Annotated in this window: 26 protein-coding genes; 24 read left to right on the plus strand and 2 right to left on the minus strand. The window is 36.7% G+C overall.

Translation table 11 applies throughout. From position 1 onward, the window contains the following. Window positions 1-4: 4 nt before the first annotated feature. The 3 genes from JO178_RS12520 (at window position 5) to lepA (ending at window position 3,509) form a co-directional block, all read left to right on the plus strand. Window positions 5-514 carry a hypothetical protein gene (locus JO178_RS12520; protein WP_291936073.1) on the plus strand — a complete coding sequence of 170 codons (510 nt, stop codon included), beginning with the start codon at window positions 5-7 and terminating at the stop codon, window positions 512-514. 100 nt (window positions 515-614) lie between these two features. Next, on the plus strand, window positions 615-1,637 hold the full coding sequence (locus JO178_RS12525; RefSeq protein WP_291936075.1) for a hypothetical protein: 1,023 nt from the start codon (window positions 615-617) through the stop codon (window positions 1,635-1,637). 75 nt (window positions 1,638-1,712) lie between these two features. Next, window positions 1,713-3,509 (plus strand): translation elongation factor 4, encoded by a 1,797-nt coding sequence (lepA, locus tag JO178_RS12530; RefSeq protein ID WP_291936077.1) that lies wholly within the window; start codon window positions 1,713-1,715, stop codon window positions 3,507-3,509. Window positions 3,510-3,547: 38 nt separating this feature from the next. Here lepA and JO178_RS12535 read toward each other — a convergent pair whose 3' ends face one another. Continuing rightward, the gene (locus JO178_RS12535; protein ID WP_291936080.1) at window positions 3,548-4,300 is read right to left on the minus strand and encodes a hypothetical protein; all 753 of its coding nucleotides are present in this window, start codon (window positions 4,298-4,300) and stop codon (window positions 3,548-3,550) included. A 63-nt stretch (window positions 4,301-4,363) separates the two neighbouring features. On the opposite strand from JO178_RS12535, the gene JO178_RS12540 reads away from it, so the two are divergent. The 21 genes from JO178_RS12540 (at window position 4,364) to JO178_RS12640 (ending at window position 23,276) form a co-directional block, all read left to right on the plus strand. After that, window positions 4,364-5,059, plus strand: a complete 696-nt coding sequence (locus JO178_RS12540; RefSeq protein ID WP_291936082.1) for an NUDIX domain-containing protein — start codon at window positions 4,364-4,366, stop codon at window positions 5,057-5,059. Between the two features lie 154 nt (window positions 5,060-5,213). Beyond that, window positions 5,214-5,423 carry a hypothetical protein gene (locus JO178_RS12545; protein WP_291936085.1) on the plus strand — a complete coding sequence of 70 codons (210 nt, stop codon included), beginning with the start codon at window positions 5,214-5,216 and terminating at the stop codon, window positions 5,421-5,423. A 135-nt stretch (window positions 5,424-5,558) separates the two neighbouring features. Continuing rightward, window positions 5,559-6,713: a TlpA disulfide reductase family protein gene (locus tag JO178_RS12550; RefSeq protein WP_291936088.1), complete on the plus strand. Its 1,155-nt coding sequence runs from the start codon at window positions 5,559-5,561 to the stop codon at window positions 6,711-6,713. After that, complete coding sequence (locus JO178_RS12555) at window positions 6,706-8,199, plus strand: vitamin K epoxide reductase family protein (protein ID WP_291936091.1); 1,494 nt, start codon at window positions 6,706-6,708, stop codon at window positions 8,197-8,199. Before JO178_RS12550 ends, JO178_RS12555 begins: the two co-directional genes overlap by 8 nt. A 124-nt stretch (window positions 8,200-8,323) precedes the next feature. Next, the gene (locus tag JO178_RS12560) at window positions 8,324-11,155 is read left to right on the plus strand and encodes a thiopeptide-type bacteriocin biosynthesis protein (RefSeq protein ID WP_291936093.1); all 2,832 of its coding nucleotides are present in this window, start codon (window positions 8,324-8,326) and stop codon (window positions 11,153-11,155) included. Window positions 11,156-11,334: 179 nt separating this feature from the next. Beyond that, a complete protein-coding gene (locus JO178_RS12565; RefSeq protein ID WP_291936096.1) occupies window positions 11,335-11,877 on the plus strand; it encodes an NADAR family protein in 543 nt (180 codons plus the stop codon). A gap of 125 nt (window positions 11,878-12,002) precedes the next feature. Beyond that, window positions 12,003-12,338, plus strand: a complete 336-nt coding sequence (locus JO178_RS12570) for a hypothetical protein (protein WP_291936101.1) — start codon at window positions 12,003-12,005, stop codon at window positions 12,336-12,338. Between the two features lie 2 nt (window positions 12,339-12,340). Further along, the gene (locus JO178_RS12575) at window positions 12,341-13,195 is read left to right on the plus strand and encodes a hypothetical protein (protein ID WP_291936103.1); all 855 of its coding nucleotides are present in this window, start codon (window positions 12,341-12,343) and stop codon (window positions 13,193-13,195) included. A gap of 44 nt (window positions 13,196-13,239) precedes the next feature. Beyond that, on the plus strand, window positions 13,240-14,340 hold the full coding sequence (locus JO178_RS12580) for an adenylosuccinate synthetase (RefSeq protein WP_291936106.1): 1,101 nt from the start codon (window positions 13,240-13,242) through the stop codon (window positions 14,338-14,340). Window positions 14,341-14,495: 155 nt separating this feature from the next. Beyond that, entirely contained in the window at window positions 14,496-14,765 is a 270-nt protein-coding gene (locus tag JO178_RS12585; protein WP_291936110.1) for a hypothetical protein, read from the plus strand. Between the two features lie 2 nt (window positions 14,766-14,767). Continuing rightward, window positions 14,768-15,244 carry a macro domain-containing protein gene (locus JO178_RS12590; protein WP_291936112.1) on the plus strand — a complete coding sequence of 159 codons (477 nt, stop codon included), beginning with the start codon at window positions 14,768-14,770 and terminating at the stop codon, window positions 15,242-15,244. 7 nt (window positions 15,245-15,251) lie between these two features. After that, on the plus strand, window positions 15,252-15,842 hold the full coding sequence (locus tag JO178_RS12595; RefSeq protein ID WP_291936115.1) for a DUF4291 domain-containing protein: 591 nt from the start codon (window positions 15,252-15,254) through the stop codon (window positions 15,840-15,842). Window positions 15,843-15,964: 122 nt separating this feature from the next. Continuing rightward, window positions 15,965-16,780, plus strand: a complete 816-nt coding sequence (locus tag JO178_RS12600) for a TIGR02452 family protein (RefSeq protein ID WP_291936117.1) — start codon at window positions 15,965-15,967, stop codon at window positions 16,778-16,780. Further along, window positions 16,777-17,292 (plus strand): O-acetyl-ADP-ribose deacetylase, encoded by a 516-nt coding sequence (locus JO178_RS12605; RefSeq protein WP_291936119.1) that lies wholly within the window; start codon window positions 16,777-16,779, stop codon window positions 17,290-17,292. The genes JO178_RS12600 and JO178_RS12605 overlap by 4 nt, the downstream gene beginning before the upstream one ends. A gap of 63 nt (window positions 17,293-17,355) precedes the next feature. Beyond that, window positions 17,356-18,042 (plus strand): Sir2 family NAD-dependent protein deacetylase, encoded by a 687-nt coding sequence (locus tag JO178_RS12610; protein ID WP_291936122.1) that lies wholly within the window; start codon window positions 17,356-17,358, stop codon window positions 18,040-18,042. After that, window positions 18,042-18,989 (plus strand): ADP-ribosylglycohydrolase family protein, encoded by a 948-nt coding sequence (locus JO178_RS12615; protein ID WP_291936123.1) that lies wholly within the window; start codon window positions 18,042-18,044, stop codon window positions 18,987-18,989. Before JO178_RS12610 ends, JO178_RS12615 begins: the two co-directional genes overlap by 1 nt. Beyond that, window positions 18,986-19,465, plus strand: coding sequence for a hypothetical protein (locus JO178_RS12620; protein ID WP_291936126.1), 480 nt, complete (start codon window positions 18,986-18,988; stop codon window positions 19,463-19,465). The genes JO178_RS12615 and JO178_RS12620 overlap by 4 nt, the downstream gene beginning before the upstream one ends. A gap of 16 nt (window positions 19,466-19,481) precedes the next feature. Next, window positions 19,482-20,027, plus strand: a complete 546-nt coding sequence (locus JO178_RS12625) for an RNA 2'-phosphotransferase (protein ID WP_291936129.1) — start codon at window positions 19,482-19,484, stop codon at window positions 20,025-20,027. A 74-nt stretch (window positions 20,028-20,101) separates the two neighbouring features. After that, a complete protein-coding gene (locus tag JO178_RS12630; RefSeq protein ID WP_291936132.1) occupies window positions 20,102-20,848 on the plus strand; it encodes a metallophosphoesterase family protein in 747 nt (248 codons plus the stop codon). 336 nt (window positions 20,849-21,184) lie between these two features. After that, window positions 21,185-21,442, plus strand: a complete 258-nt coding sequence (locus tag JO178_RS12635) for a hypothetical protein (RefSeq protein ID WP_291936135.1) — start codon at window positions 21,185-21,187, stop codon at window positions 21,440-21,442. A gap of 109 nt (window positions 21,443-21,551) precedes the next feature. Beyond that, window positions 21,552-23,276, plus strand: a complete 1,725-nt coding sequence (locus tag JO178_RS12640) for a hypothetical protein (protein ID WP_291936137.1) — start codon at window positions 21,552-21,554, stop codon at window positions 23,274-23,276. Between the two features lie 61 nt (window positions 23,277-23,337). Here the strand turns inward: JO178_RS12640 and JO178_RS12645 are convergent, their stop codons facing one another. After that, a complete protein-coding gene (locus JO178_RS12645) occupies window positions 23,338-24,219 on the minus strand; it encodes a cupin-like domain-containing protein (RefSeq protein ID WP_291936202.1) in 882 nt (293 codons plus the stop codon). Window positions 24,220-24,268: the final 49 nt, after the last annotated feature.

Genomic DNA, 24,268 nt, shown 5'->3' on the forward strand with positions numbered 1-24,268 from the left:
AAAGATGAAAAAGATATTATTGACGTTTCTTATTATTTATGGTTTTGGCTTAAATGCTCAAAGAACGGACTATGATTGGAAAAAGATGGACCCTAAACAAAGAAAAGAGGTCATTAATAATCTTTCTCCGGAAGAAAGGAAAGAATTGCTCAGGAAGTTCAGAAATAACATGATCATGGATAATCTGAATATCGACCAGGATGATAAAGCAGAATTTACCCAGCTTTATAATGAATATCTGGAAAGTCAGAAGCAGATAAAAAGTCAGTTCGATCCAAGTTTTAACCCGGAAACTTTATCAGATGATGAAGCTAAGGCAAAGCTGCAGCAGAGCTTTGAAATAGGGCAGAAGCTATTGGATAACAGAAAGAAATACGCAGATAAAATGCAGCAGGTAATTCCCTGCCAAAAAGTCTTGAAGCTCTTTCAGTCAGAGGGAATGATGAGAGATAAAATGAATGAAAGAAAGCCTCACGGAAACAATACGACTTCCGGGCCTAAACAAAACCCATAATAGTTTATTTTTTTAATGTTGGACGGCTCTTACAAACCTTTTTGTGAGAGCCGTTTAATTTTTTTGTCTTAAATACCATATTTTTGTCTAAAAATTACTCATGAAAAAATTATTACAGGTCATTTTTACTTGTATAGCGGTTATTTCTTTTTCACAGACAAAAGAAGAGATTAAATTCAAAGGAAACATTTTAAATTACACAGATTATGCCTACAAGGCATTCAAAGTCATTGATCAGAGAGAAGATCAACAAATAGGGACACTTCCTTTTGGTGACAAAAAGGAAATGCGAGAAATTGTTTTTCCTAACAATCCGGGAGTAGATTTCAATGCATGGTTTGCCAAAAGTAACGGGTATGCAACAGGAAATACCGAATTTGTTATGGTTTTAAAAAAATTAAAACTTTCAATAGGAGAATCAAACGGTAAAACAACAGAAGGAAATATAGATTTTTCAGCACAAACATTTGCAAAAAACGGAGATAAGTATCAGTTTCTTTATAAAAAAGATACAGTGTTTACCTTTAATAATAAAGAAATTGCTGAGTATATGGTGAAGAATATTCCGGTTATCTATTCGGTCTTCATCAAAAAATCATACTCTTTAAAGCCTTCTGCAAGAGAAGTTGAAATTCGTGATCTGGCTGACTATGAGCAATATGTGAAATCCAATACTCTAGCCCTGAAAGAAGGCCCGTTAAAAGACGGAATTTATCTGGATCATGCTTCTTTCTTTAATCAAACTCCTGAACCCGGAAATTTCACATTTGAAACTAACACTAAAGGTGAGATAACAAAAGCTTTGAAAGAAGAAGACGGAAAGAAAACTAAAATACAGGCTTATAAAATGTTTGCTTATGTAGATAAAGGAAAAGTATATAAACATACTTTTTCCGGATTTATGGAGCTGAATAAAGATGAAAAAGGATATTATGTAATCGCCAACAGAGGTCATCTTTTCCCTGTTGCAGTAAATAATACGTACGGAATGTTTGGCCTGATCGGGGGGATTGCCGGAGCAATTGAACAGGGAGAAAGGCAGAAAAAAATGAAGAAACAGGATACCGGGAAAGTATATATAGATCCTATGACCGGAGAATATGACTTTTCTGATGAATCATAAATTATTCATTACAATGAATTTAAGAGAGATATATGTCTCTCTTTTTTTTATCTTTGCAAATTACAAGATTCTTAAATGAAAAACATACGAAATTTTTGCATAATCGCCCATATTGACCATGGTAAAAGTACTTTGGCAGACCGTCTTCTGGAGTATACAAATACTGTTACTCAAAGAGAATTACAGTCTCAGACACTGGATGATATGGATTTGGAGAAAGAACGTGGGATTACGATTAAGTCTCACGCAATCCAGATGGATTATGAGTATAAAGGAGAAAAATATATTTTAAACCTTATTGATACCCCGGGACACGTTGACTTTTCTTATGAAGTTTCCCGTTCAATCGCTGCCTGTGAAGGTGCACTTCTTATTGTTGATGCGGCCCAGAGTATTCAGGCACAAACGATTAGTAACCTTTATCTGGCATTGGAAAATGATCTTACGATTATTCCGATTCTGAATAAAATTGACCTTCCATCTGCCAATCCTGAAGAAGTAACTGATGAGATCATGAATCTTATCGGATGTGAATATGAAGATGTATTGAGAGTTTCAGGGAAAACAGGAGAAGGTGTTCATCACCTGTTGGAACAAATTGTTGAAAGAATTCCTGCACCGGTTGGAAATCCTGACGGACCACTTCAAGCCTTGATCTTTGACTCTGTTTACAACCCATTTAGAGGAATTGAAGCTTACTTCAAAGTAGTAAACGGGAGCATCACTAAAAATGAAAAGATCAAATTCTTTGCTACAGGGAAAGAATATGGAGCTGATGAGGTAGGGACCCTGAAATTGAAGCAGGTTCCAAAGAAAACCATTCAGTGTGGTGATGTAGGATACCTGGTTTCAGGGATTAAAGATGCTCGTGAAGTAAAAGTGGGAGATACCATCACTTCTTTCGATAAACCGGCAGACGGCCCAATTGATGGATTTGAAGAGGTAAAGCCAATGGTATTTGCTGGTATTTATCCTATTGATTCTGAGGATTTTGAAGAGTTGAGATTCTCTCTTGAAAAATTAAGACTGAACGATGCTTCTCTGGTTTTTGAACCGGAAAGTTCAGCAGCTCTTGGCTTTGGATTCCGTTGCGGATTCTTAGGAATGCTTCACATGGAAATCGTTCAGGAACGTTTGGACAGAGAGTTTAATATGAACGTAATTACGACGGTACCAAACGTTTCTTACTTCGGGTATACTAAAAAAGAACCTGAAGTTCCAATCTTGATCAATAACCCGTCTGAAATGATGGATCCTTCCACAATGGACAGAGTAGAAGAACCTTTCATTAAGGCTTCTATCATTACAAAATCTGACTTTGTGGGCGCTGTAATGACTTTATGTATTGAGAAAAGAGGAGAGATCGTTAACCAGAGTTATTTGACATCTGAAAGAGTTGAATTAATTTTCAATATGCCTTTGGCAGAAGTTGTTTTCGACTTCTATGACAGATTAAAATCAATCTCTAAAGGATATGCATCATTCGATTACCACCCAATCGGTTTCAGAGCTTCCAAGCTTGTAAAAATGGATATCCTGATCAACGGTGATATGGTAGATGCCCTGTCATCATTGATTCACGACAGCAATGCTTATTACATCGGTAAGAGAATGTGTGAAAAGCTTCGTGAACTGATCCCGAGACAGCAGTTTGATATCGCTGTTCAGGCAGCATTAGGAACGAAAGTTATTGCAAGAGAAACCATCAAAGCCTTAAGGAAGGACGTTACCGCAAAATGTTACGGTGGAGATATTTCCAGAAAGCGTAAGCTATTGGAAAAGCAGAAAGAAGGTAAGAAGAAGATGAAACAGATCGGAAGGGTAGAGGTACCGCAATCTGCATTTATGGCTGTATTAAAGCTTAATGACTAAATATAGAAAAACCGCTTCGAAAGAAGCGGTTTTTATTTTTATTGTACCTGAATGTAGTTTCGCTGTTCTTTGACCGTATTTCTGTCATAATTCATCATAAATGGTTCAGAAGCAGTCCCTCCAAATGATATTTTAAATTTGCCTCGATCTGCTCCCGTAAGATAATTAACTGAAAAGATCATGATTTCATCAGGTTCAAATTCCCAGTAATCCCTTTCCCATACGGCTCCGCAACTAAAGGCATTATCATTCCATATCATCTGCCATTTATGCTGACTATTGAATATCGCAAGCGGAAGGTTTTTGAATTCCGGAAATATTAATTTCCGTTTGGAGATATTTTTGATAAAGACGGGAAAAGCTTTGTATTTTTTAATGACACCGATTTCTGAGTTGTAGGCATATTTAGGAATGGTATCCTTAGGTTTAATGATTATTTTTACATGAGCTTCCGATAAAGAATCAAAACGCACAGGTGTGTAAGAAAATTTCATTCTTTCAAAAGCGGGACGAAAATATTCCTTATGAAGGTTAAAATTTCTTTTGATCTCTGTTCCAGGCGGCGGTGGCGGTGGTGCTACCATTGAATTATAATACTTTACTTCAACATTGGACGGGTCCTTGCCAATATATATTAATCCGGTTTCCGATTCTCCGATGCCTTCGTTAAACTTTTGAAAGCTTAGCTTTTCATTTTTTTTATAGTGTAAGGTAATAGTATCCGCAAAAGACGGTTCTTTTTTACAAGAGAACAGCCCAAGGATAAGAATAAGATAAAAAAGCTTTTTCATAGTAAAAGTAAAAATACTAATTATTTATTCATAATTTTGTGTATTCGTAACGCAAATTAATTTATGGAATCTCCAAAAAAATTACAGGATATCAAAGTAGCGGTAGATGCCGTTATTTTCGGGTATTTCGATAAAAAAGACCTTCAAATTCTTCTCATCAAAAGAAATATTGAACCCTTTAAAGGCGGATGGGCCCTTCCGGGAGGGCTGGTTCTGGATGATGAAAATCTTGACGATGCCGTAAAGAGAGAGCTTCACGAAGAAGCAGGCATAAAGCCGGATTTTCTAGAACAGCTTTATACATTTGGTAATGTTGGTCGTGATCCGAGAAACAGGGTGGTTTCTGTAGCTTATTTGGGCCTTGTGAATCCTTCTTATCATGAGCTCTTTGCAGATTCTGATGCAGATGATGCACAGTGGTTTAGTGTGAATCAGCTTCCTTTAGTTGCTTTTGATCACCAGAATATTATTGATATTGCTTTAAAAAGGCTTCGTACCAAGATTCAGTATCAGCCGATCGGATTTAATCTTCTGAATGAAGAATTTCCTTTTTCAGATCTTGAAAACCTTTATAAAACCATTGTAGGACAGGAAATTGACCGAAGAAACTTCCGTAAAAAAATCATGAGCTACGGATTGCTTAATGAAACCAATAACGTTAAAAAAGAGGGCAGTGGAAGACCGGGAAAACTCTTTACCTTCAACCAGGAAAAATATAAAGAACTGGAAGAACAGGGATTTTATTTTGAAATTAAATAAAGATCACCAATTCTGAAACCGTATTTCCGCGGTCTGTTTAATATTATGATAAATAGGTGATTTTTTCAATGGGACAAGGAAATATTTTTTTTATAAACCCTTTGTTCATTTGATTTTTTTTGTAAATTGGCTCCGAACAAAAATCAACTAATCCATGAAAAAATTAATGATCAAAAAGACGACAAAGTCTTTATCAGAATCTTCAACTTTAAACAGAGGAACTTTGAAAAACTTTAAAGGAGGTTTAAAAGTCATAGAGGATCCAATCAGTGAAGGAGGATGTAACGCAGACGCTCTATGTTCTTCAGGAAGATCAATCTGGAATAACTTCTCCGGAACTCCACACACAAACTGCTGCGCATAAGTAATTCATGTCGATGAGGAATATAATATCCTCACCGAAGAAAGAATTCCTTATATAAGCATATGATCAAGATAGGCTGCTGTATTTAATATAAGGCAGCCTATTTTATTTATTCGTTATTAATACATTCATGTTATGAAAGTTTTTGCTCAACTTTGCATTTCAGTTTTTTCTCTGGCCAGCCCGTTCTTTATTTCACAAAACATCAGCATTAAAGGACATTCACAATATACATTTCACCAATCCAAAATATATCTTGTTAATGCTTTTCACGACCGCTATTACGAAAAAGGGAAGCTTTTAGATTCCGCTTCGGTGGATCAGAAAGGAAATTTCCAGTTTAATGTTTCAGGCCTGAAAGAAGGAAGCCCGTATAAATTGATCGACAAGGATATCAAAGGTTACAGCGAAACACCTGTTTTTTTTATTTCTTCCAGAAATGTATCTGTTGATCTTTTCAAAATGGATTCCCTTCGGGTAAATGACAGCCGCCAGCTGCGCAGTGAAAAAAAAGACTTTGATCATTTTTTCAAGCCAGTCAGGGACAGATATCAGGATTTATATCAGGACGGCAATAAAGCAGTAGCTGAGTATGGAGGGATGGAAAAAATCCCCCGGGAATATTTCACTTCCTATTATAAAATTCAGAATGAAATCATGGCTGATGAAAAGAAAATGCTTTCTGATTATGTAAAAGAATATTCCGGCTCAGGGATCGCTTTCTGGAAGTTTGTGGAAATGTTTCAGAAAAACCAGCTCAGTGTGCAGGAAGCCGGCTCGATATTAAGTTTTTTTTCACCTCTTATTAAAAAGACTTTTGCAGCCCGTGAAATAGCCGCTGAAATTCATCGGAAAAAAATATTCGCGATGGGGCAAACATTTCCGTTACCTTATGTCACTGATCTGGAGAAAAAAAAGGTAAACTTTAAAACCGGTCCGGATCAAAAATATACTCTGATTGAATTCTGGTTTAGCCACTGTCTGCCATGCAGACGTGATTTACCTGATTATATCAGGCTGTACCAAACTTTTGCCCCAAAAGGATTTACAATCATTAATATCGCTACAGACCGCACAAAAGACCTGCCTTATCTGCGAAAAACAATTAAAGATTTTAATATTCCCTGGGTTCAGTATCTGGATGAGAACGGGGATCAGGCCAAAGAATGGGGCATTAATTCTTTTCCGTCCAGCTTTTTACTGAACGATAAAAATGAGATCATTGGAATCAATCTTTCGGTTTCCGAATTGAATCATTTCCTGTTAAAAAATACAACCAAGAATGAGTAATAATATTCGAATTCTCTATAAATACCTGAAAAATAAAAATATAGAGGTAGACTATCCCGACTTTGAAACATCCGTTAGTTCCCACCCTGATTATCCTGAAATTATATCTTATGTGGATGCCCTGAACATACTGAATATTAAATATGATATGTACAGTTATGAAGAAGTAAAAGATCAGATCGACCCTAAAGACCTTGTCATCTTTTATGATGAATTAAGGGAACTGACATTTGAATACCATCCAAAAGACGATCTGGAAGAAGGCCTTGTTTTGATTGTTGAAGAGCTTCCGTTTAAGAAAGCAATCTTCAGGGCAGACCGGAAGATGATTGTTTATGTCGTTCTACTTTTGTTTCTTGGCTACCTGGAAACAATTTCCGGTTCGTGGAGTCTTTTGGTTCTTTTAATTTGTTCTTTTGCAGGAGTTTATGTCTCCTATAGCGGACTTTCGATGGAGCTGGGAATAGAATCCGATTTCTCCAATAAATTCTGTTCTTCCAAAGAGGAAAAATCAAGTTGCAGCTCGGTGATCAATTCTGCAAAAAAGATCGATGTCAAGTTAGGGCATCTCAGTTTCTTCTTTTTTGTTTTCCAGGTTTTTTTACTGGGATTCAGTCTTGCAGTTCCGGAATATATGTATCTTTTTTTATTGGGATCACTGCTAAGTATACCGGTAACAGTCTATTCTTTATATTTCCAGTTTTTCGTGGAAAAGAAGTGGTGCACCATCTGTCTCTCAACGATCGCTGTATTGTATATCCAGGTAGTGACCGGTTTTTTTGCTTACAAGGAACTGGCGGTTGAAATGAGTTTGAACAAGTTCTTATTGCTGGCCTTGATCGGTGCGGTATCTTATCTTGCCACCTCTTTTGTATCTTCCCAAACTGCTTTAGTGGAAAGACTGAAGACCACGAATACCGGGCTTATTAAGTTTTACCGGAATTATGATTTGTTTAAATTTTCCCTGATTAAAAGCAAAAAAATTAATCTGGATACTGAAACAATGGGAGTAATGATCGGCGGGCAGCAGGAACATGATCAACCCGTGATCACCATGATCTCAAATCCTACCTGTAAATACTGTAAAGAAACGTATAGGACTCTATTGGATATTTATCGTGCTGATCCGGAAAGTATAGTGATCCAGATTGTTTTTTATGATAAGAATTTCATGCCGGAAAGCGAAGCAATGATCAGAAATATTTTTTACCATTATTTTCGTTCGGGCGGCCTTTCTACCCTGGAACTATTAGCTTACGATTTTGAATTTTTTAGAAAAAAACAGGAAATAGGGGATGACATACACTTGCTGATCGAAGAGCAGATCCAGAAACAAAACCGCTTCGGAATGACAGAGAATTTTGAATTTTCACCTACTTTACTCATCAACCAGTATGTGTTTCCGGAAAATTATTCAAGATCTCATATCAGGTATTTTATTCCTGATTTAATTAATGATATGCAAGAAACCAAAGTTTATGTCTGACTCTCTTTTTTCTAAGGCAATTTTAAGAAGACCCTTGTTGGGTATTGATTTCTTTAAGTCGGCTTACCTTTCCAGTATGTCATTTAAAGATACATTTCAAAAGGTGTCCCACAATAGTCTTTTTATGGATTCTATAAAAATGGCCTCCGGTCATTTCTTTGAATTTCTGTTAGAATATGATCATAAGACAGCAGATAAAAAGAAAAATATTGAGTTTTCGTTCTATAAGTATTTTTCCAGGGCAGCCACCAGATCGGTACCATTCGGGATGTTCTCGGGGATCGGACTGCTTGATCTTTGTCATAAAGAAATAAATACATCGGAAGGGTATACGGAGATCCGTGGGAAGATTAGCTATTCGTATCTGGATCAGATTGTAAAAAGGGCTAACGAAAACAGAACCATCAGGATGAAGCTTAGCTATTCCCTTAATAATACCTTTTCAATTAATCAGAAAGGAGAAGCTGTTTATATTCAAAAAGACCTCCAGAGTGTTGCTAACGGATATATAAAAAACAGTGTTGAGAATGATGAGGTAATGAGTTCTATTTTTGAATTTTGTCAGAAAGAAAGATCTATGGCTGAGTTCATTCATTTTCTGACAGAGACTTTTAAGGTGACGGAAGATGAAGGGTTGGCATTTTTTGATGATTTGCTGGAGGAGTCCATTATTTTTTCTAATCTTAAGTACTCCAGTCTCGGAAGCCATTATCTTGCCAATGACGTATTGGAGCTTATTATTTCAGATGAGCTGAAACAGGATGATCCTTCTCTTTATAAAGACCTTCTCGATATTTTTGAACTCCAAACCAAAGGACTGACCGGAAAGACTTTAGATCAGCAGATTCATTACGATCTTTATTTTCAGGGAGATCAAGGCATCAGCCCAAAAATAGCAACGGAGGTGGAAGATATTCTCCTGATTTATGAGAAATTATCGCAAAATTTTGATACCAAGCCGGCAGTATTCGAAATATTCATTGATGCTTTCATCAAAAAATATGGTGAAAGAGAAATTCCACTATTGGAGGTCTTGTCTCTTGATGATAGAGATAATATCGGAATGACAGGCGGTTCACATCTGCAGCTCGGGAAATCTGAAAGCCTGATTCTGAAAAAAATGTTTGAAGGAGCCAGAGAAGGTAAAATAAAGATTGATCTTGAAAAACAGGATCTGGTATCCTTCTCCGGAACCGTTCCGGATACCGGGACAAAATATTGTTCTGTTTCACTTTTTAATGATCATGACAGCAGTAAAAGGACCATCAGCATCAATTATCTTTCCTATGCTTCTCCGCTAAAGATACTGGGAAGATTTACCGCGGACAGGAAAATCAGAAATTTTGCAGATGAAATCCAGGAATATGAGAAGACCACACTGGGCCCCGATTTTATCTGGGCTGAAATAGAGCACCTTCCTACTCATCTTGCCGGTCAGATCGTACAACGGAATATTCAGTGTGAATACATTATCAGGTATCCCAATGACAGCCCGTCATACAGCCATCAGAAATATATTGACATTCATGATCTGTCGGTAAGTATTATCGATTCCCGGGTATATTTAAGAAGTAAAAAATACAACAAATATGTTATTCCGAGGTTCTCTGCCTTTTTTGATGCGAAACACCCGGTTAATAGCCCTATATTCAGTCTTTTACTCGATATAGGTGCTCAGTTTGATAACAAAGAAAAATCGGGTATACCCATCGATAAGGTAATGAAGATTTCCGGCTTTTTTCCGAGAATCTGCTACAGAAACCATATTTTAAAAAAAGCACACTGGAGGGTAGAGGCCAGTGAATTTTTCAAAAACAAAAACGAAAATCCTGAAGTCAGCATGCAATCCTATAAAAAGAATGCAGAAAGACTGGGTATCAATCCGTCATTCTGTATCGTGGAAGGAGAAAATGAGCTTTATATTAATGAGAACATTCCGGTTTCCATCGAATTATTTTTAAAAGAGCTTAAAAAGAAAGGCAGCTTAGTTCTTTGTGAAGTTCTTTATGATGAGTATATTCCTTTCAGTCTGAGCGGTGAAAAGGAAAAGGTGCTTTCAGAAATTATTTTTGCTTTTAAAAACAAAGCACTGGTATCCCACTCATCCCTGTCCATACCTGAAGATATAAAAGTTCCGGGAAAACTATTCCCTTTTATGGACGACTGTATTTATCTGAAGTTATTTATCAGTAAAAAAGATGCCGCCCCATTGATTTCGGATCTTATACCTTACCTGAATCAGCTGGCGGAGAATGGCATACTGAGCCATTTTGTCTATCTGTATTATTACAGTCCTGATTTTCACATACGATTGAGGATTTTCTCTTCCAGGCCTATGGACGCTGTTCATGAACTGAGTGCCTTTCTGAAAGAAAAACAAAACGATATCGATCAAATTCAATATACTACTTATGACAGAGAAATGAGACGTTATTCAGGAGATCATATCCTGTTTTTTGAAAAACTACACCATCTCGACAGCCTGGTAGCACATCAGACGATAAAGGAAACGCTGGAAGGAAACGCTGAAGAGCTGTTCTTTTGTCTTAGAACTGCATTATATTATATTGACAGTATGTATGACAGCTGGGAAGAGAAGATAAGCTATGTAAAGAAAATAAAGAATGCTTTCGGATCGGAGCTCAGAGCCGGTCCCGATACCAGCCGTTATGTTCATAAGATCTTTTCAGAGAATAAAGAAAACATAGCGTTTATTTTAGAATCTGAATTTCCTGAAACGGATAGGATTCTGAAGGAAATCAGACTACAGATCCGGACCGCACCGGTTTTCTGGACTGCAGATACAAAGGAAGCCCAGATCTTTAATCTGATTCATATGCATATAATGAGAATTGTAAAGCAGAATAACCGCTTCTTTGAATTTGTTTTATATTCTGTTTTGGAGAAAAAACTCAACGAAATCCTGTACCGAAGCCAGACAGTCGAAAAAAGCTGATCAGTATAAAAACGGACTTTAGTCCGTTTTTTTTATGGAATAATCCCGCCATAACCTGTTATTTGTAAAAACTTTATATCCTGTAAACCAGGTTTTTATATTTATTAGCGTAAAATTAACACAAATAAATTTGGCACTTAAAATGATATTGTATTACATTTGCGTAGAAATAACACAATATGAAATACACCATACAAAATATTAAAGACAGGTTTCAGAAGAAACAAAGGATAAAGTTTTTGTTTTTCTGGGGGCATACGGTTAAAGATGAAATCACCAAATCATGTTTTAGCCAATGGTTTACAGGGAATTTTGAAGAGAACGGGATCGTTTATAAAACAGCAGAACATTATATGATGGCCGGTAAAGCAAGATTATTTAATGATCCTGAAACGCTGGAAAAAATACTGAAAGCAGCAAGTCCGAATCAGGTTAAAACTCTGGGAAGACAAGTAAAAAACTTTGACCCGAAACTTTGGAATGAGCACAAATATGAGATTGTAAAACAGGGAAATCTTTTGAAATTTTCACAGAACAAAAAGTATAAAGACTTTCTTTTGTCAACAGGAGAGAAAATCCTTGTAGAAGCCAGTCCATACGATACCATTTGGGGAATCGGAATGCTGGAAACAGATTCAAGAGCAGAAAATCCTTTATTATGGAACGGAGAAAACCTTTTAGGATTTGCTTTGATGGAAGTAAGAGATGAATTAAGAGGGTAAAAACACAATAACCGGTCACAAAATAGCACTATGAAAAGGTAAGTCCTGATGAATATTAAATAATGTTTTGCAAAACTATGTCCTTTTCAATTAGCGTAATAATAACGCAAAAAAAATAATCAGATATGGAAGATGAATTAAAACCAAGATTTATCGAGTCATTACAAAGAAATAATGATCAGATCAGAGAAGACCGTGCGCGAACGATCGGAGAAGATTCAGAGTTGATTTACAGGCGCAAGGTAGAAGACATCGGGTTAAGAATCAAAAGACTCGAGCGTGAACAGGAAGGACTTATTGATGTGAGTCCTTTGGACAGAAACAGTTTGACTTTTGCGGATTTTAATCCCGAAGCATTCGTTCAGAAGGACATGGAATTATCATTAACTATCAGAAATCTGAATATTCAGTTAGGAGTTTCTCAAAAGAGATTTGAATATTTATTCGGCAAAACATTTTAATTATGGGAGGTACAAGATACGATATAGACGCTCGTTATAACAGAGCAAGCAGAGCAGGTTACGGAACAAAATCCGCAGGTGAAATTTTTACACAGAATGCCAAAAGACAGGCACATCCATCAATGATTCCTCAAGGAATTTCTTTCAGGGAGTCCAGAGATTCTGAGGTACATCCCAATACAGTTCCTATTATTCTGGGATTGGACGTTACAGGAAGTATGGGACATATTCCACATCAACTCATTAAAGAAGGCCTTCCTAAACTGATGGGTGGAATCATCCAGGGTGGCGTTCCTGATCCGGCATTGCTTTTTCTGGGAATAGGAGATCATGAATGTGACAATTATCCGTTACAGATAGGCCAGTTTGAGTCCGGAGATGAAGAACTGGATATGTGGCTTACCCGTACTTATATTGAATCCGGAGGCGGTGGAAATGGAGGTGAGAGTTATCTATTAGCATGGTATTTTGCCGCCTTCCATACCAGAACAGATGCTTTTGAAAAAAGAAATCAGAAAGGGCTATTGTTTACCGTAGGTGACGAACCTTGCCTGAAAGTACTTTCGGCATCAGCCATCAGAGAAATCATGGGCTCAGGACAGCAAACCTATACTCACTTCGATCTGTTGGAAGAAGCTAAAAAGAAATACGAGGTATATCATATCAATGTTCTGCATTCTGATCAGGCGATAAGAGCAAATAGAGATTGGAAGGAATTATTAGGAGAAAATTGTATATCCATACCAGACCATAGAGATATTCCGGAGGTGATCACAAAGATTATCTGCAATAAATGTAAAGATAAAACCTTTGGAACACCAAACGTAGACGGGTTAGACAATATACAGATGCTGTAGATCACAAATTAGCCACAGCGGCAATAACTTTAAAAATACCAGACATGAAAAAGGCGCAAATTGTTATAGGACTAGGTTTCGGAGATGAAGGAAAAGGAATCACAACAGATTTTCTGGCTCAGCAAAATCCTGAGGCTGTAGTGATCAGATTCTCAGGAGGACAGCAAGCGGCTCATACGGTAATGATTGATGACAGAAAACATGTTCATTCAAGTTTTGCCAGTGGAGCGCTTCGCGGATTACCTTCTTATTATACCGAACATTGCACCATTCATCCCTTATTTCTATTCAATGAAAGGGAAGAATTAAAAGCAAAAAACGGAAATACAGAGCTTCATATTCATCCGTTAGCCAAGGTAACTACGCCTTTTGATGTCTGGCAAAACAGAACCAGTTCCAAAAATCTGGAACATGGAACCTGTGGAAAAGGAGTAGGAGCTACCATGAAAAGAAATGAAAGCCCTTACAAACTATTTGCCATTGATCTTATTGCCCCAAAGGAAATGTTGATCGAAAAGCTGAAAGGAATTGCTTATTACTATGGTTTTATGGAAGAGGAGCAGATTAATGAGCAGATCATTCCTTTTTTAGAAGCTGTTGAAAAAATAGATTGGAAGATCGATGATTACAGTTATCTGAACTCATTTGAAAATCTCATTTTTGAGGGAAGTCAGGGGATTTTATTAGATATGGATCATGGTGTTTTTCCGAATGTAACATACGCTCATACAACTTCAAAAAATGCTTATGAGATCTGTAAAAAGCTCAATTTTGAAGATATTGAAATGTATTATGTAACCAGAAGCTATGCAACACGTCACGGAAATGGATGGATGAGCAATGAAAAAGAGCTGCATCTGAGAAATAATGTAGAAGAAACGTGTACCTTTAATGAATATCAGAAAGAACTGAGATTCGGAGGGTTAGATTATAAATTATTGAATTATGCTTTAAAATTGGATGGAGCTTATATTACCCCAACAAAAAAGAACCTGGTGATAACCTGCCTGGATCAGATTGATGAGGAATTTAAACTTGATCAGCTTGAAATGAAATTTGACAGTATGTTTGGATCTTATTCTCCTTATTCAAAAGATTTTAGAGAATTGAAAATAGATTGTGAAGACCATGTGAAAATTAATTAAGAATATAAAAACACAACGATGAAAAAAATATATGTATCTGAAAATGGAAATTTGTCGTGGGAAAATTTTCATCAATTCTATATAGAACCTTTAAAAAAATAAATCTTTCTGAATGTGAATTTATTATAGGCGATTTTTCGGGAACCGATACAATGATGATGGAATTTTTAAAAGATAAATGTGAAAACGTAACAATTTTACATGTAGGAAAAAGACCAAGATATTTTGCCAATTCATTTAAAACGAAGACTATGAAATGGAATGTGATGGGCGGTTTTGTAAATGATTATGAAAGAGATATGTTCGGAATTGATCTTTGCACCCATTTTCTGGCTACGGATTTTAACACCGATGAAAAACGAAAAAGCGGAACATTAAAAAACATTGAAAAGTGTCTGAGTTTGGGTAAAATAAAAATGAAATAACCATGAAAACTATACAATACTTAAAAGGAGACGCTACAAATCCTCAAGTTGAAGGAAATAAGATTATTACTCATATTTGCAACGATATTGGAGGTTGGGGAAAAGGTTTTGTATTGGCTATTTCAAAAAGATGGAAAGAGCCTGAAAATGAATACAGAAACTGGTACCGCTTCAGAAGTGAAAATAACTTTGGTTTGGGAGAACTTCAGATCATACAGGTAGAACAATATGTCTATGTTGCCAATATGATTGGTCAAAAAGGAATCAAAACCGGAAGTAACGGAATTCCTGTTCGATATGAAGCGATTGAAAAATGTTTAGAAGAACTATCCAAACAAGCCTTACGCATCAACGCAAGTATACATATGCCAAGAATTGGATGTGGATTGGCAGGTGGAAAATGGGAACAAATAGAACCTATTATCGAAAGAACTTTACGGGCAAATGATGTTGAGGTATATGTATATGATTTTGATTAAATAAGTGATGAAAGAATTTGAAATAAGAGCAGACTATAACCGGGATACGATTGTTGTATATCAGTCTTATAATAAAACGATAGCAAAATCTGCAATAGAGAATCAGAAGTTTACTGCTCCTTTTTCATTCAGCAGAATGACCTGGATTAAGCCTTCTTTTCTTTGGATGATGGAACGAAGTAATTACGGTCAGAAATCCAATCAGGAATGTACTCTTGCCATTCACATTAAAAGAGAAGCATGGGAGAAAGCTTTGGAACTTGCCATTTTAACCTCGCCTGAGAAAAGGGTATATCCAAAGCCCGGCATATGGGAAGAGGAATTTGAAAAAGCCAAAGTATATGTACAATGGGATCCCGAAAGAAATATCAAAGGTAACAAGCTGGAATATCGTTCCATCCAGGTAGGAATCAGCCGATTTCTGATCGAAGAATTTAATGAAGACTGGATGGTGAAAATAGAAGACTACTCACCATTGGTTAAAAAGATTTTGAATCTTACCAAACAGGGGGAATATGATAAAGCCAAAAAGCTGTTACCTGTAGAAAAAATATATCCGTTATCCAACGAAATTGCTCGCAGGATAGGATCAGACTAAGATTTTAAAAACAAACGCCACGAATGCACGAATAAAAGCATAGACAATTGTTATAAGGCTTAAACTATACATAAGTATGATAAGAAAATTCGTCTATTCGTGGCCAAAAAACAAAAGCAATCATGACAAATAAAGGAATGGCAAAAGATACCTTAGATATCCTCGCCAGAAAATATTATATCAATACAGAAAACGAAAGAATAGATATAGAAAATGAGCTGGAAATCAGTAAAAAAGAAACCGTTCTTTTCACTCCGGAACAACTTTCCGAACTGGCTGCTGCCCCAATGCCGGAAGTACATTTTGAAACTCAATTTGAAACCTGGCGCTGCAGCTCCCTAAAAGCTATTTTAGAATTAGTGAATGAAGAGGATCAGGATAAGGTCATGTGCCTTAATTTTGCCTCCGCAAAAAATCCTGGTGGCGGATTTATCAATGGTGCCGAAGCCCAGGAAGAAAGCCTTGCAAGAACTTCCGGATTATATGAAAGCCTGTTAATGGCAGAGGATTATTACACATTACATCGCAGTATGACCTCTTGTTTTTACACAGATACGATGATTTATAGCCCGAAAGTGCCTGTTTTCAGAAAAGATAAAGGGGAATTATTGTCAGAACCGGTTCTGTGTAACTTTATTACTTCTCCGGCAGTAAATGCCGGGGTTGTAAAAAGACAGGAACCCCAAAGAGAAAATGAAATTGCGGGAGCTATGGATATCAGAACAGATAAAATGCTTGCACTCGCCTTACATCAGGGCAATGAAACCCTGATTCTGGGAGCTTGGGGCTGTGGAGTATTTAGGAATGATCCGAAAGAAATTGCCGGTTTGTTCAGGAAATACCTTCAGGGAAAATATAAGAACAAATTTAAAAGAGTGGTTTTTGCAATCTTAACAAAGAAAGAAGAGATGCTGAAACCATTTGAAGAAATACAATGAAAATTGAAATCATAAGAGGAGATATCACAAGAATCCATGCAGATGCTATTGTCAATGCTGCCAATTCCTCCTTATTAGGAGGTGGCGGTGTAGATGGGGCTATTCATCGTGCCGGAGGATCACAAATCCTTGAAGAATGCAGAGCGATCAGAAACAGACAGGGAAAATGTAATACCGGGGAAGCAGTGGCGACCACAGCAGGAAATCTTCCCGCTCAATATGTCATCCATACTGTAGGACCGGTCTGGAACGGAGATGAAGAAAAATGTATTCGATTTCTGTTTGATTGTTATAAAAACTCTTTGAGGCTGGCGGAAACACTTGATATTAAAACAATTGCTTTTCCCAATATCAGCACAGGAATCTATAAATTTCCAAAAGAACTGGCAGGAGAAATCGCGATCCATGAAGTAAGAAAATTTCACTCAGATAGCATAGAGAATGTTATTTTTGTTTGTTTTGATGAAGAGAACGAAGAAATTTATAAAAAGCTCTTAAAATCTCCTTTGTAGAATCAATTATATTCGTGCATTCGTGACTAAGAAGCCACTGTGTACAAAAACAAAATTACACCAATGAAAAAACTAACCATATTAAGCGGTGCAGGAATCAGCGCAGAAAGCGGAATACAAACCTTCAGAGACGGAGATGGCCTCTGGGAGAATCATAATGTAACCGATGTGGCAAGTCCGGAAGGCTGGAGAAAAGACAGAGCTTTGGTATTAGAATTTTACAACCAGAGAAGACGACAGCTTCACGAAGTAGAGCCTAATGAAGCCCACAAACTAGTGGCAGAGCTTGAAAAATATTTTGAGGTACAGATCATTACCCAAAATATTGATGATCTGCATGAAAGAGCTGGTTCTACCAAGATTCTTCACATTCACGGAGAATTGTTTAAGTCATGTTCGTGCAACAATAAAAGATTAAGCTACGAACAAAAAGGAGATATCAATATAGGCGATAAAGCAGAAGATGGAGCTCAGTTAAGACCATTCATTGTTTGGTTTGGAGAAGATGTTCCTTTGTACCAGGACGCCAGAGAAATAGTAAAAGATTCCGATATATTATTGGTGATCGGGACCTCTTTACAGGTATATCCTGCAGCAGGGTTAATTCATGATATCAAAGATGATTGTCTATTAATTGTGATCAATCCTAATGAAACTGGCTTTGGTTACGGGCAAAGAGCAGTAGTGATGAAAGAAACGGCTACACAGGGCATGAAACTACTGTTCGATAAACTGATAAACCTTGCGTAATGAAAAATAAAGTAAAGGCAGGAATCATGGGAGTATGCATCGGTGATGCTCTAGGAGTTCCGGTTGAATTTAAAAACAGAGAATATTTAAAACAGTTTCCTGTTACAGAAATGCAGGAATTCGGCTCGCATAATCAACCCAAAGGAACCTGGAGCGATGATAGCTCTCTAACGCTCTGCCTTGCTGAAGAACTTACAAAGGGCTATAATCTGGAAAAGATAGGGCAAAGCTTTATAAAATGGGTTAAATACGGTCATTGGACTGCCCATGGAAGACTTTTCGATATTGGAGGAACTACAAGGGAGGCTATTGCAAGGTTAATTAAAGGAGAAAGCGCGCGATTTTCAGGAAATATCTTTGAAGAAGACAATGGAAATGGTTCTTTAATGAGAATTCTTCCCCTTGCTTTTTATTTAAAAGATGAAGAAAATATTGAAAAGATTTACCAAACAGTAAAGGAAATCTCCACCATCACGCATGGACATTTTAGATCTGTTTTTGCCTGCTTTATCTATGTGATATTTAGCATTCAGTTAATCAAAGGGAAAAGCAAATCTCAAGCTTATCAGTATATGCAGGATGTTGCTTTGGAATATGCAGAAAAACAGTGGTTTAGCTTGAGTGAGCTTGAGCTTTTTCAAAGGGTTTTAAAAAACGATATTTCAAAATATTCTGAAGATGAAATAAGGGGGAGTGGGTACGTACTACATAGCCTGGAAGCTTCATTATGGTGCTTATTAAATTCAGAGAGTTACTCAGAAGCGGTATTGAAAGCCGTAAATCTGGGTGAAGATACCGATACCACAGGAGCTATTACCGGTGGATTGGCAGGAATTTATTATGGTTTTGGAAACATCCCCCAGAAATGGGTTGAGGAGCTGGTAAGAAAAGAGGATATTGAAACACTATGTGAAAAATTAGAAAATAAATACACTGTAAACTCATGAAATCTTTCCTAAAAGCCCTTACTGAGATGTTTTCAAAAAATGATCCCGAGAATGATATTCAGAATTATCCTTTGAAGAAATATGAAGGAAGAATTGAAATCAATAAAGCTTTAGAAATAGAAAATTTTCATGTTCATTACTCTCCCGATTATGCATTTGAGACCCCGGTTGAAATATTGAATAGAATAAATGGGAAGACCTTACTTTGGATAGATCATCAAAATAGTCTGCTGGGTTTTTCACATCAAAAGAAGACTTTATTGATTCCTTTACATAAAATAAATGGAATAGAGATTCAGAATATTCTTAAAGGAAAAGGACCGGGTGAATCTGATTTATTCGTCTATCTTAAAAACAGCATCTCTGTAATGCTTTCAGTAGCACCGGATCCATATTATTTTGATCAGTATGCAGATGATATTCATAAAACAACAGGGTTTCCTGTGACTTTTTCTCCGGAATTTTATAATACATAACTAAAGCACAAACACTATGAACGAAATAGAAACAAAAAGAATAAGTAAATTTTTGAGCCTCATTTTGAGGCACCAGCCCGAAACGATCGGATTAAAACTGGATGAAAACGGCTGGGCAGATGTAGAAGAACTGAGAGCAAAATCAGAAAAAAAAAGGATGCACTTTTCTTTGGATGAACTGGATGAGGTGGTTGAAACCAATAACAAAAAAAGATTCGCCTTTAATGATGATAAAACAAAGATCAGAGCAAGTCAGGGACATTCTATCGACATCGATTTGGCTTTGGTAGCAATGCAACCACCTGATTTTTTATATCATGGGACTGCGGAAGCTAACATTTCTTCTATTACCGCTAAAGGAATTGAAAAAAGAACCCGCCAGCATGTACACTTAAGTGCTGATAAAGAGACCGCTACCAAGGTGGGGATGAGATATGGCAAGCCCATCATTCTGACCATCAGAACCGGACAAATGCATGAAGACGGAGTTGCATTCTATCAATCGGCTAACGGAGTGTGGCTCACAGAATTTGTAGATCCTAAATACATTTCAAAGTCATAAAAAACAACAGAACTGTATGAAAAGAACCATTATGTAAAGATAATGGTTTATCTTTTCATCAACGAAAGTAAACCATGAGCAGAACATTAGTAATAGGAGACATTCACGGCGGATACAGAGCCCTAACGCAGATACTTGAAAGAGCTGAGGTTACCCCGGACGACAAACTGATCTTCTTGGGAGATTATGTAGACGGCTGGAGCGAATCTTACCAGGTCATTCAGGCTTTAATTGAACTTTCCGAAAAGAACGAATGTATTTTTATCAAAGGAAATCATGATGTCTGGTGTGAAGACTGGTTAGCCCGTGGAGAAGGTCCCGGAGTTTGGCTCTCCAATGGCGGTAAAAGTACAGTAGACAGTTATGAAAACTATTCTCAGGAAGACCAGGAGATCCATCTGGAATTTTTCCAACGCATGAAAAGTTATCATGTGGATGAGCAGAACCGCCTGTTTATTCATGCCGGCTATTCTTCCATGCATGGTCCGGAGAAAGAAGTATATTCCAGCAATTACCGTTGGGACAGAACCCTTTGGGAGACTGCTGTAGCAATGGATAAAAAATTAGAAAAACACTCCTTGTTATATCCTAAAAGACTGCTTCTTTATAAAGAAATATTCATCGGACATACTCCAACACTGTATATCGGAAGTAAAATGCCATCCAATAAAGCCAATATCTGGAATATGGATACCGGAGCAGCTTTTACCGGAGCGCTATCCATCATGGATATTGAAACGAATGAATGCTGGCAAAGCGACATACTTCCCACATTATATCCTGATGAAAAAGGGAGGAATGCAGATATGTTAAATAGGTGATACCTTTAATAACCCAATCTTCAAAAGTCCGCCATGAGTTCTATCCTTCTGAAGTTTCCACATACGCATCAATTGAGTATTCGTGACATAAAACGGGTGGAAACAGTAAATTGTAAGCTTTCCGATTCTACAATCTGTTGACCCTATTTCCATTGTGGTGTTTCAAGAATTGTAATGGTGATCAATTCTGTGTTCATTACATATTATAGTATAATCTGGTTGTAGCAGATAATCCTGTTGGATTCAACTTCATTTTAAAACGTAGTGAATTTCTTCTTTTTTACTAGAATTTTATGTCCCTGAAACAAGCTATATTTGTAAAAAAAACAATACTTCATGAAGGATAATATATTCCAGGAATTAACCAATGAGGAACTGCTTAAAAAAAGAAATATAATGAAAGGGCTTGCTATTGGCTTTGGAATTATGTTTTTGCTGGCAATAGTAGCATTTGTTGCCATTATTATGATGAAAGGAAGTAAAGGGTTTCCTTACGCAACCTGCGTTCCGTTTTTAGTAATGCCGATAACAATGAGACCTTTACTGATAAATTTTAAAAGGATAAATAAAGAAATCCAATCAAGGAACCTTTAAATACTGCATCCATTAGGTAGAAACTGAAAAATAAATATACTGATCAGCATTTTTGTTTTTGTGACAGGATCATATTGACTAATTTTAATTCCTGAAAATTATGTTAACAATGAAACTGAAATACCTGTTGCTTTCCCTAAGCTCTTCCCTGCTATTTGGGCAAAAAACATTTCAGACCCCATTTGAAAAAGGGAATGGTAACCAAACTGTTACCTATGATGAAATGAATGTCTATTACCAGGATCTGGCAAAAAATTTTAATACCATTCAATACCTCAAAAAAGGCGAAGATGATAATGGAAAATCTATCTATGTGGTTATCTACAACCCTTTTTCTGAAAAAGATCCCGAAAAACTGAGAAAAGATAAAGCCATTCTCTTTGTCAATAACGGAATTCACCCGGGAGAACCAGACGGTATTGATGCTACCATGATGCTGATGAGAGATTTGGCGACTAAGAAGATCAAAACGCCACATAATTTTATTATTGCCGCTATTTCTGCGTATAATGTAAGCGGTATGCTGAACAGGGGTTCTTATTCCAGAGCCAATCAGAATGGCCCGGAACAGTATGGATTCAGGGGAAATGCAAGAAACTACGACCTTAACAGGGATTTCATTAAAGCAGATACCAGAAATGCCAGAAGTTTTCAGGAAATATATCAGTGGCTGAAACCGGATGTTTTTATTGATAACCATGTCAGTAATGGTGCGGATTATCAGTATACATTTACTTATATCTCAACCTTTAAAGAACGTTTAGGAAATACATTAGGAACCTATTTTTACAATGATTATCAGGCCAAAAACCTGGATGATATGAAAAAATTAGGATATGAAAGTACTCCGTATGTCAACATTCACGGGGATGTTCCGGAGGTAGGATTTGCCTCTTTTGAAGATTCACCAAGGTATTCTACAGGATATACTACCTTATTCAATTCTTTGGGAACCGTTCCTGAAACCCATATGCTGAAACCTTATGACAAAAGGGTAGATGCCACCTATAAATACATGCTGGTCAACCTTCAGAACCTCGATAAAGATTACGCTAAAATCAAACAGCTCCGCATTGAAAATTTAAAACAATATCAGGCCGGAAAGGCATACGGAATCCGTTGGAAAATTGATTCAACGAAATATTCAACGATGGATTTTAAAGGATATGAAGGAAAATACAAACCCAGCGAGGTTTCCGGAAAACCGAGATTGTATTATGACAGAAACAAACCGTTTACAAAAAATATTAAACTTTTTACCACAGCGGTTCCTACAGGATATATCACTATTCCTTCATATTATGTAGTTCCTCAGTCCCAATACAGAGTGATTGAAGAACTAAAGAGAAACGGGATTCAGATAAAGCCGCTCCAGAAAGACAGCAGCATTGCTGTGGAATCTTATAAAATTAAAGATTTTAAAACAGTAAAAAACCCTTATGAAGGTCATTATCTGCATTATGAAACGACTGTAGATAAGGCTCAGAGGAATCTTACGTTTACTGCTGGAGATTATGTAGTTTCTACCAGTCAGCCTGGTGTGAAATATATTATTGAAACCCTTGAACCTGAAGCATTAGACTCATTTTTTAACTGGAATTTTTTCGACGGTATTTTAGCTCAGAAAGAATATTATTCTGCCTATATTTTTGAAGACACCGCTTCAGCATTGTTAAAGAATGATAAAAAACTTAAAGAAGCCTTTGAAGCAGCAAAAAAATCAGATAAGAAGCTTTCAGAAGATGGTGAGGCACAGTTGGACTGGGTGTACAGACATTCCCCTTACTTTGAAGAAAAAACATTCAGACAGTATCCTGTGTATAGGATTATGTAATCTGTTGATATATAAACAATAAGCTATAAAAAAAGACGTTTCAAATGAAACGTCTTTTTTATTATCTTGGTAAGCCTCTTTTCAAAGCAATTTCAGCTCTTTTGATAGCCATTTTCTCTTTCCAGTCCATGTATTGCTTTTTGAAATTGGACTTCATGATGTCGTCAAATTTACGCTGTACGGTAAGATTCCACAGAGAATGTGCTTTTACTGCCCATGATTTGTCCCATGCTCTTAAAGAAATAGAGAATGAGCCATCCAGATATTTCATCCAGTGCCACCATCCTGTCGGCATAAATAATGTATCTCCGTGTTCCAGAAAGCATTCAATTCCTTCTACACCATCCAGAGCCGGAAATTTTGTGAAATCCGGATTTTCAATATCATAATCTTCCAGTGCATAGGTAGCGTACGGAATCTGATATAATCTTTCTCGCCACTTATAGTCAAAAAGAAGAATATGCTTTCTTCCGTTGAAATGAGTATGGAAAATATGAGCCATATCTATATCAAAGTGAAGGAAGGTGACCGAACCCTTCCCGCCAAAAAACATATTGGGATACTTATCCAGAAAACCTCCCATTAATTCCTTGGGAGAAATATAATCTTCCAAAAGTTTTGGGGCATACTTTATAGGGTCAAAAAGGAAAATTCTAAGATCTGTTGGTTCTTTTTCAATAAGGTCTATATAATCTGCAAACTTCATTTTTGCAGCAGAAGAATTGATGGGAGCAGAAGGGTCTGCTTTTGAGCTGTCATATAACGGGACTTCCACATCTCCTACTACTTCTTTCATGTAGTCCATCGTCCATTTTTGGTAAGCTGGCCATTTTTTTGCCATATTTTTGATGACAACGGGCCTTCTTGGCTTTAGATATTTTTCATAGAATTCCTCTTTAGAAATATCCTCTACAACATCTATAGGCTTTAAAATAATTCCCATTTTAATAATTTTATGTTACAAAATTATTAAATTAAAATGGACAAAAGAA

The sequence above is a fragment of the Chryseobacterium sp. genome (assembly GCF_019236175.1).
Lineage (GTDB): Bacteria > Bacteroidota > Bacteroidia > Flavobacteriales > Weeksellaceae > Chryseobacterium.

Bases quoted from the DNA above. Each gene is read 5' to 3' on its own strand.
- JO178_RS12600 (WP_291936117.1), top strand. From the start codon at position 15,965: ATGACAAATAAAGGAATGGCAAAAGATACCTTAGATATCCTCGCCAGA.
- JO178_RS12640 (WP_291936137.1), top strand. From the start codon at position 21,552: ATGAAACTGAAATACCTGTTGCTTTCCCTAAGCTCTTCCCTGCTATTT.
- JO178_RS12555 (WP_291936091.1), top strand. From the start codon at position 6,706: ATGAGTAATAATATTCGAATTCTCTATAAATACCTGAAAAATAAAAAT.
- JO178_RS12565 (WP_291936096.1), top strand. From the start codon at position 11,335: ATGAAATACACCATACAAAATATTAAAGACAGGTTTCAGAAGAAACAA.
- JO178_RS12575 (WP_291936103.1), top strand. From the start codon at position 12,341: ATGGGAGGTACAAGATACGATATAGACGCTCGTTATAACAGAGCAAGC.
- JO178_RS12570 (WP_291936101.1), top strand. From the start codon at position 12,003: ATGGAAGATGAATTAAAACCAAGATTTATCGAGTCATTACAAAGAAAT.
- JO178_RS12545 (WP_291936085.1), top strand. From the start codon at position 5,214: ATGAAAAAATTAATGATCAAAAAGACGACAAAGTCTTTATCAGAATCT.
- JO178_RS12540 (WP_291936082.1), top strand. From the start codon at position 4,364: ATGGAATCTCCAAAAAAATTACAGGATATCAAAGTAGCGGTAGATGCC.
- JO178_RS12645 (WP_291936202.1), bottom strand. From the start codon at position 24,219: ATGGGAATTATTTTAAAGCCTATAGATGTTGTAGAGGATATTTCTAAA.
- JO178_RS12560 (WP_291936093.1), top strand. From the start codon at position 8,324: ATGGATTCTATAAAAATGGCCTCCGGTCATTTCTTTGAATTTCTGTTA.
- JO178_RS12605 (WP_291936119.1), top strand. From the start codon at position 16,777: ATGAAAATTGAAATCATAAGAGGAGATATCACAAGAATCCATGCAGAT.
- JO178_RS12630 (WP_291936132.1), top strand. From the start codon at position 20,102: ATGAGCAGAACATTAGTAATAGGAGACATTCACGGCGGATACAGAGCC.
- JO178_RS12580 (WP_291936106.1), top strand. From the start codon at position 13,240: ATGAAAAAGGCGCAAATTGTTATAGGACTAGGTTTCGGAGATGAAGGA.
- JO178_RS12615 (WP_291936123.1), top strand. From the start codon at position 18,042: ATGAAAAATAAAGTAAAGGCAGGAATCATGGGAGTATGCATCGGTGAT.
- JO178_RS12595 (WP_291936115.1), top strand. From the start codon at position 15,252: ATGAAAGAATTTGAAATAAGAGCAGACTATAACCGGGATACGATTGTT.
- JO178_RS12520 (WP_291936073.1), top strand. From the start codon at position 5: ATGAAAAAGATATTATTGACGTTTCTTATTATTTATGGTTTTGGCTTA.
- JO178_RS12610 (WP_291936122.1), top strand. From the start codon at position 17,356: ATGAAAAAACTAACCATATTAAGCGGTGCAGGAATCAGCGCAGAAAGC.
- lepA (WP_291936077.1), top strand. From the start codon at position 1,713: ATGAAAAACATACGAAATTTTTGCATAATCGCCCATATTGACCATGGT.
- JO178_RS12550 (WP_291936088.1), top strand. From the start codon at position 5,559: ATGAAAGTTTTTGCTCAACTTTGCATTTCAGTTTTTTCTCTGGCCAGC.
- JO178_RS12635 (WP_291936135.1), top strand. From the start codon at position 21,185: ATGAAGGATAATATATTCCAGGAATTAACCAATGAGGAACTGCTTAAA.
- JO178_RS12620 (WP_291936126.1), top strand. From the start codon at position 18,986: ATGAAATCTTTCCTAAAAGCCCTTACTGAGATGTTTTCAAAAAATGAT.
- JO178_RS12525 (WP_291936075.1), top strand. From the start codon at position 615: ATGAAAAAATTATTACAGGTCATTTTTACTTGTATAGCGGTTATTTCT.
- JO178_RS12625 (WP_291936129.1), top strand. From the start codon at position 19,482: ATGAACGAAATAGAAACAAAAAGAATAAGTAAATTTTTGAGCCTCATT.
- JO178_RS12535 (WP_291936080.1), bottom strand. From the start codon at position 4,300: ATGAAAAAGCTTTTTTATCTTATTCTTATCCTTGGGCTGTTCTCTTGT.
- JO178_RS12585 (WP_291936110.1), top strand. From the start codon at position 14,496: ATGATGGAATTTTTAAAAGATAAATGTGAAAACGTAACAATTTTACAT.
- JO178_RS12590 (WP_291936112.1), top strand. From the start codon at position 14,768: ATGAAAACTATACAATACTTAAAAGGAGACGCTACAAATCCTCAAGTT.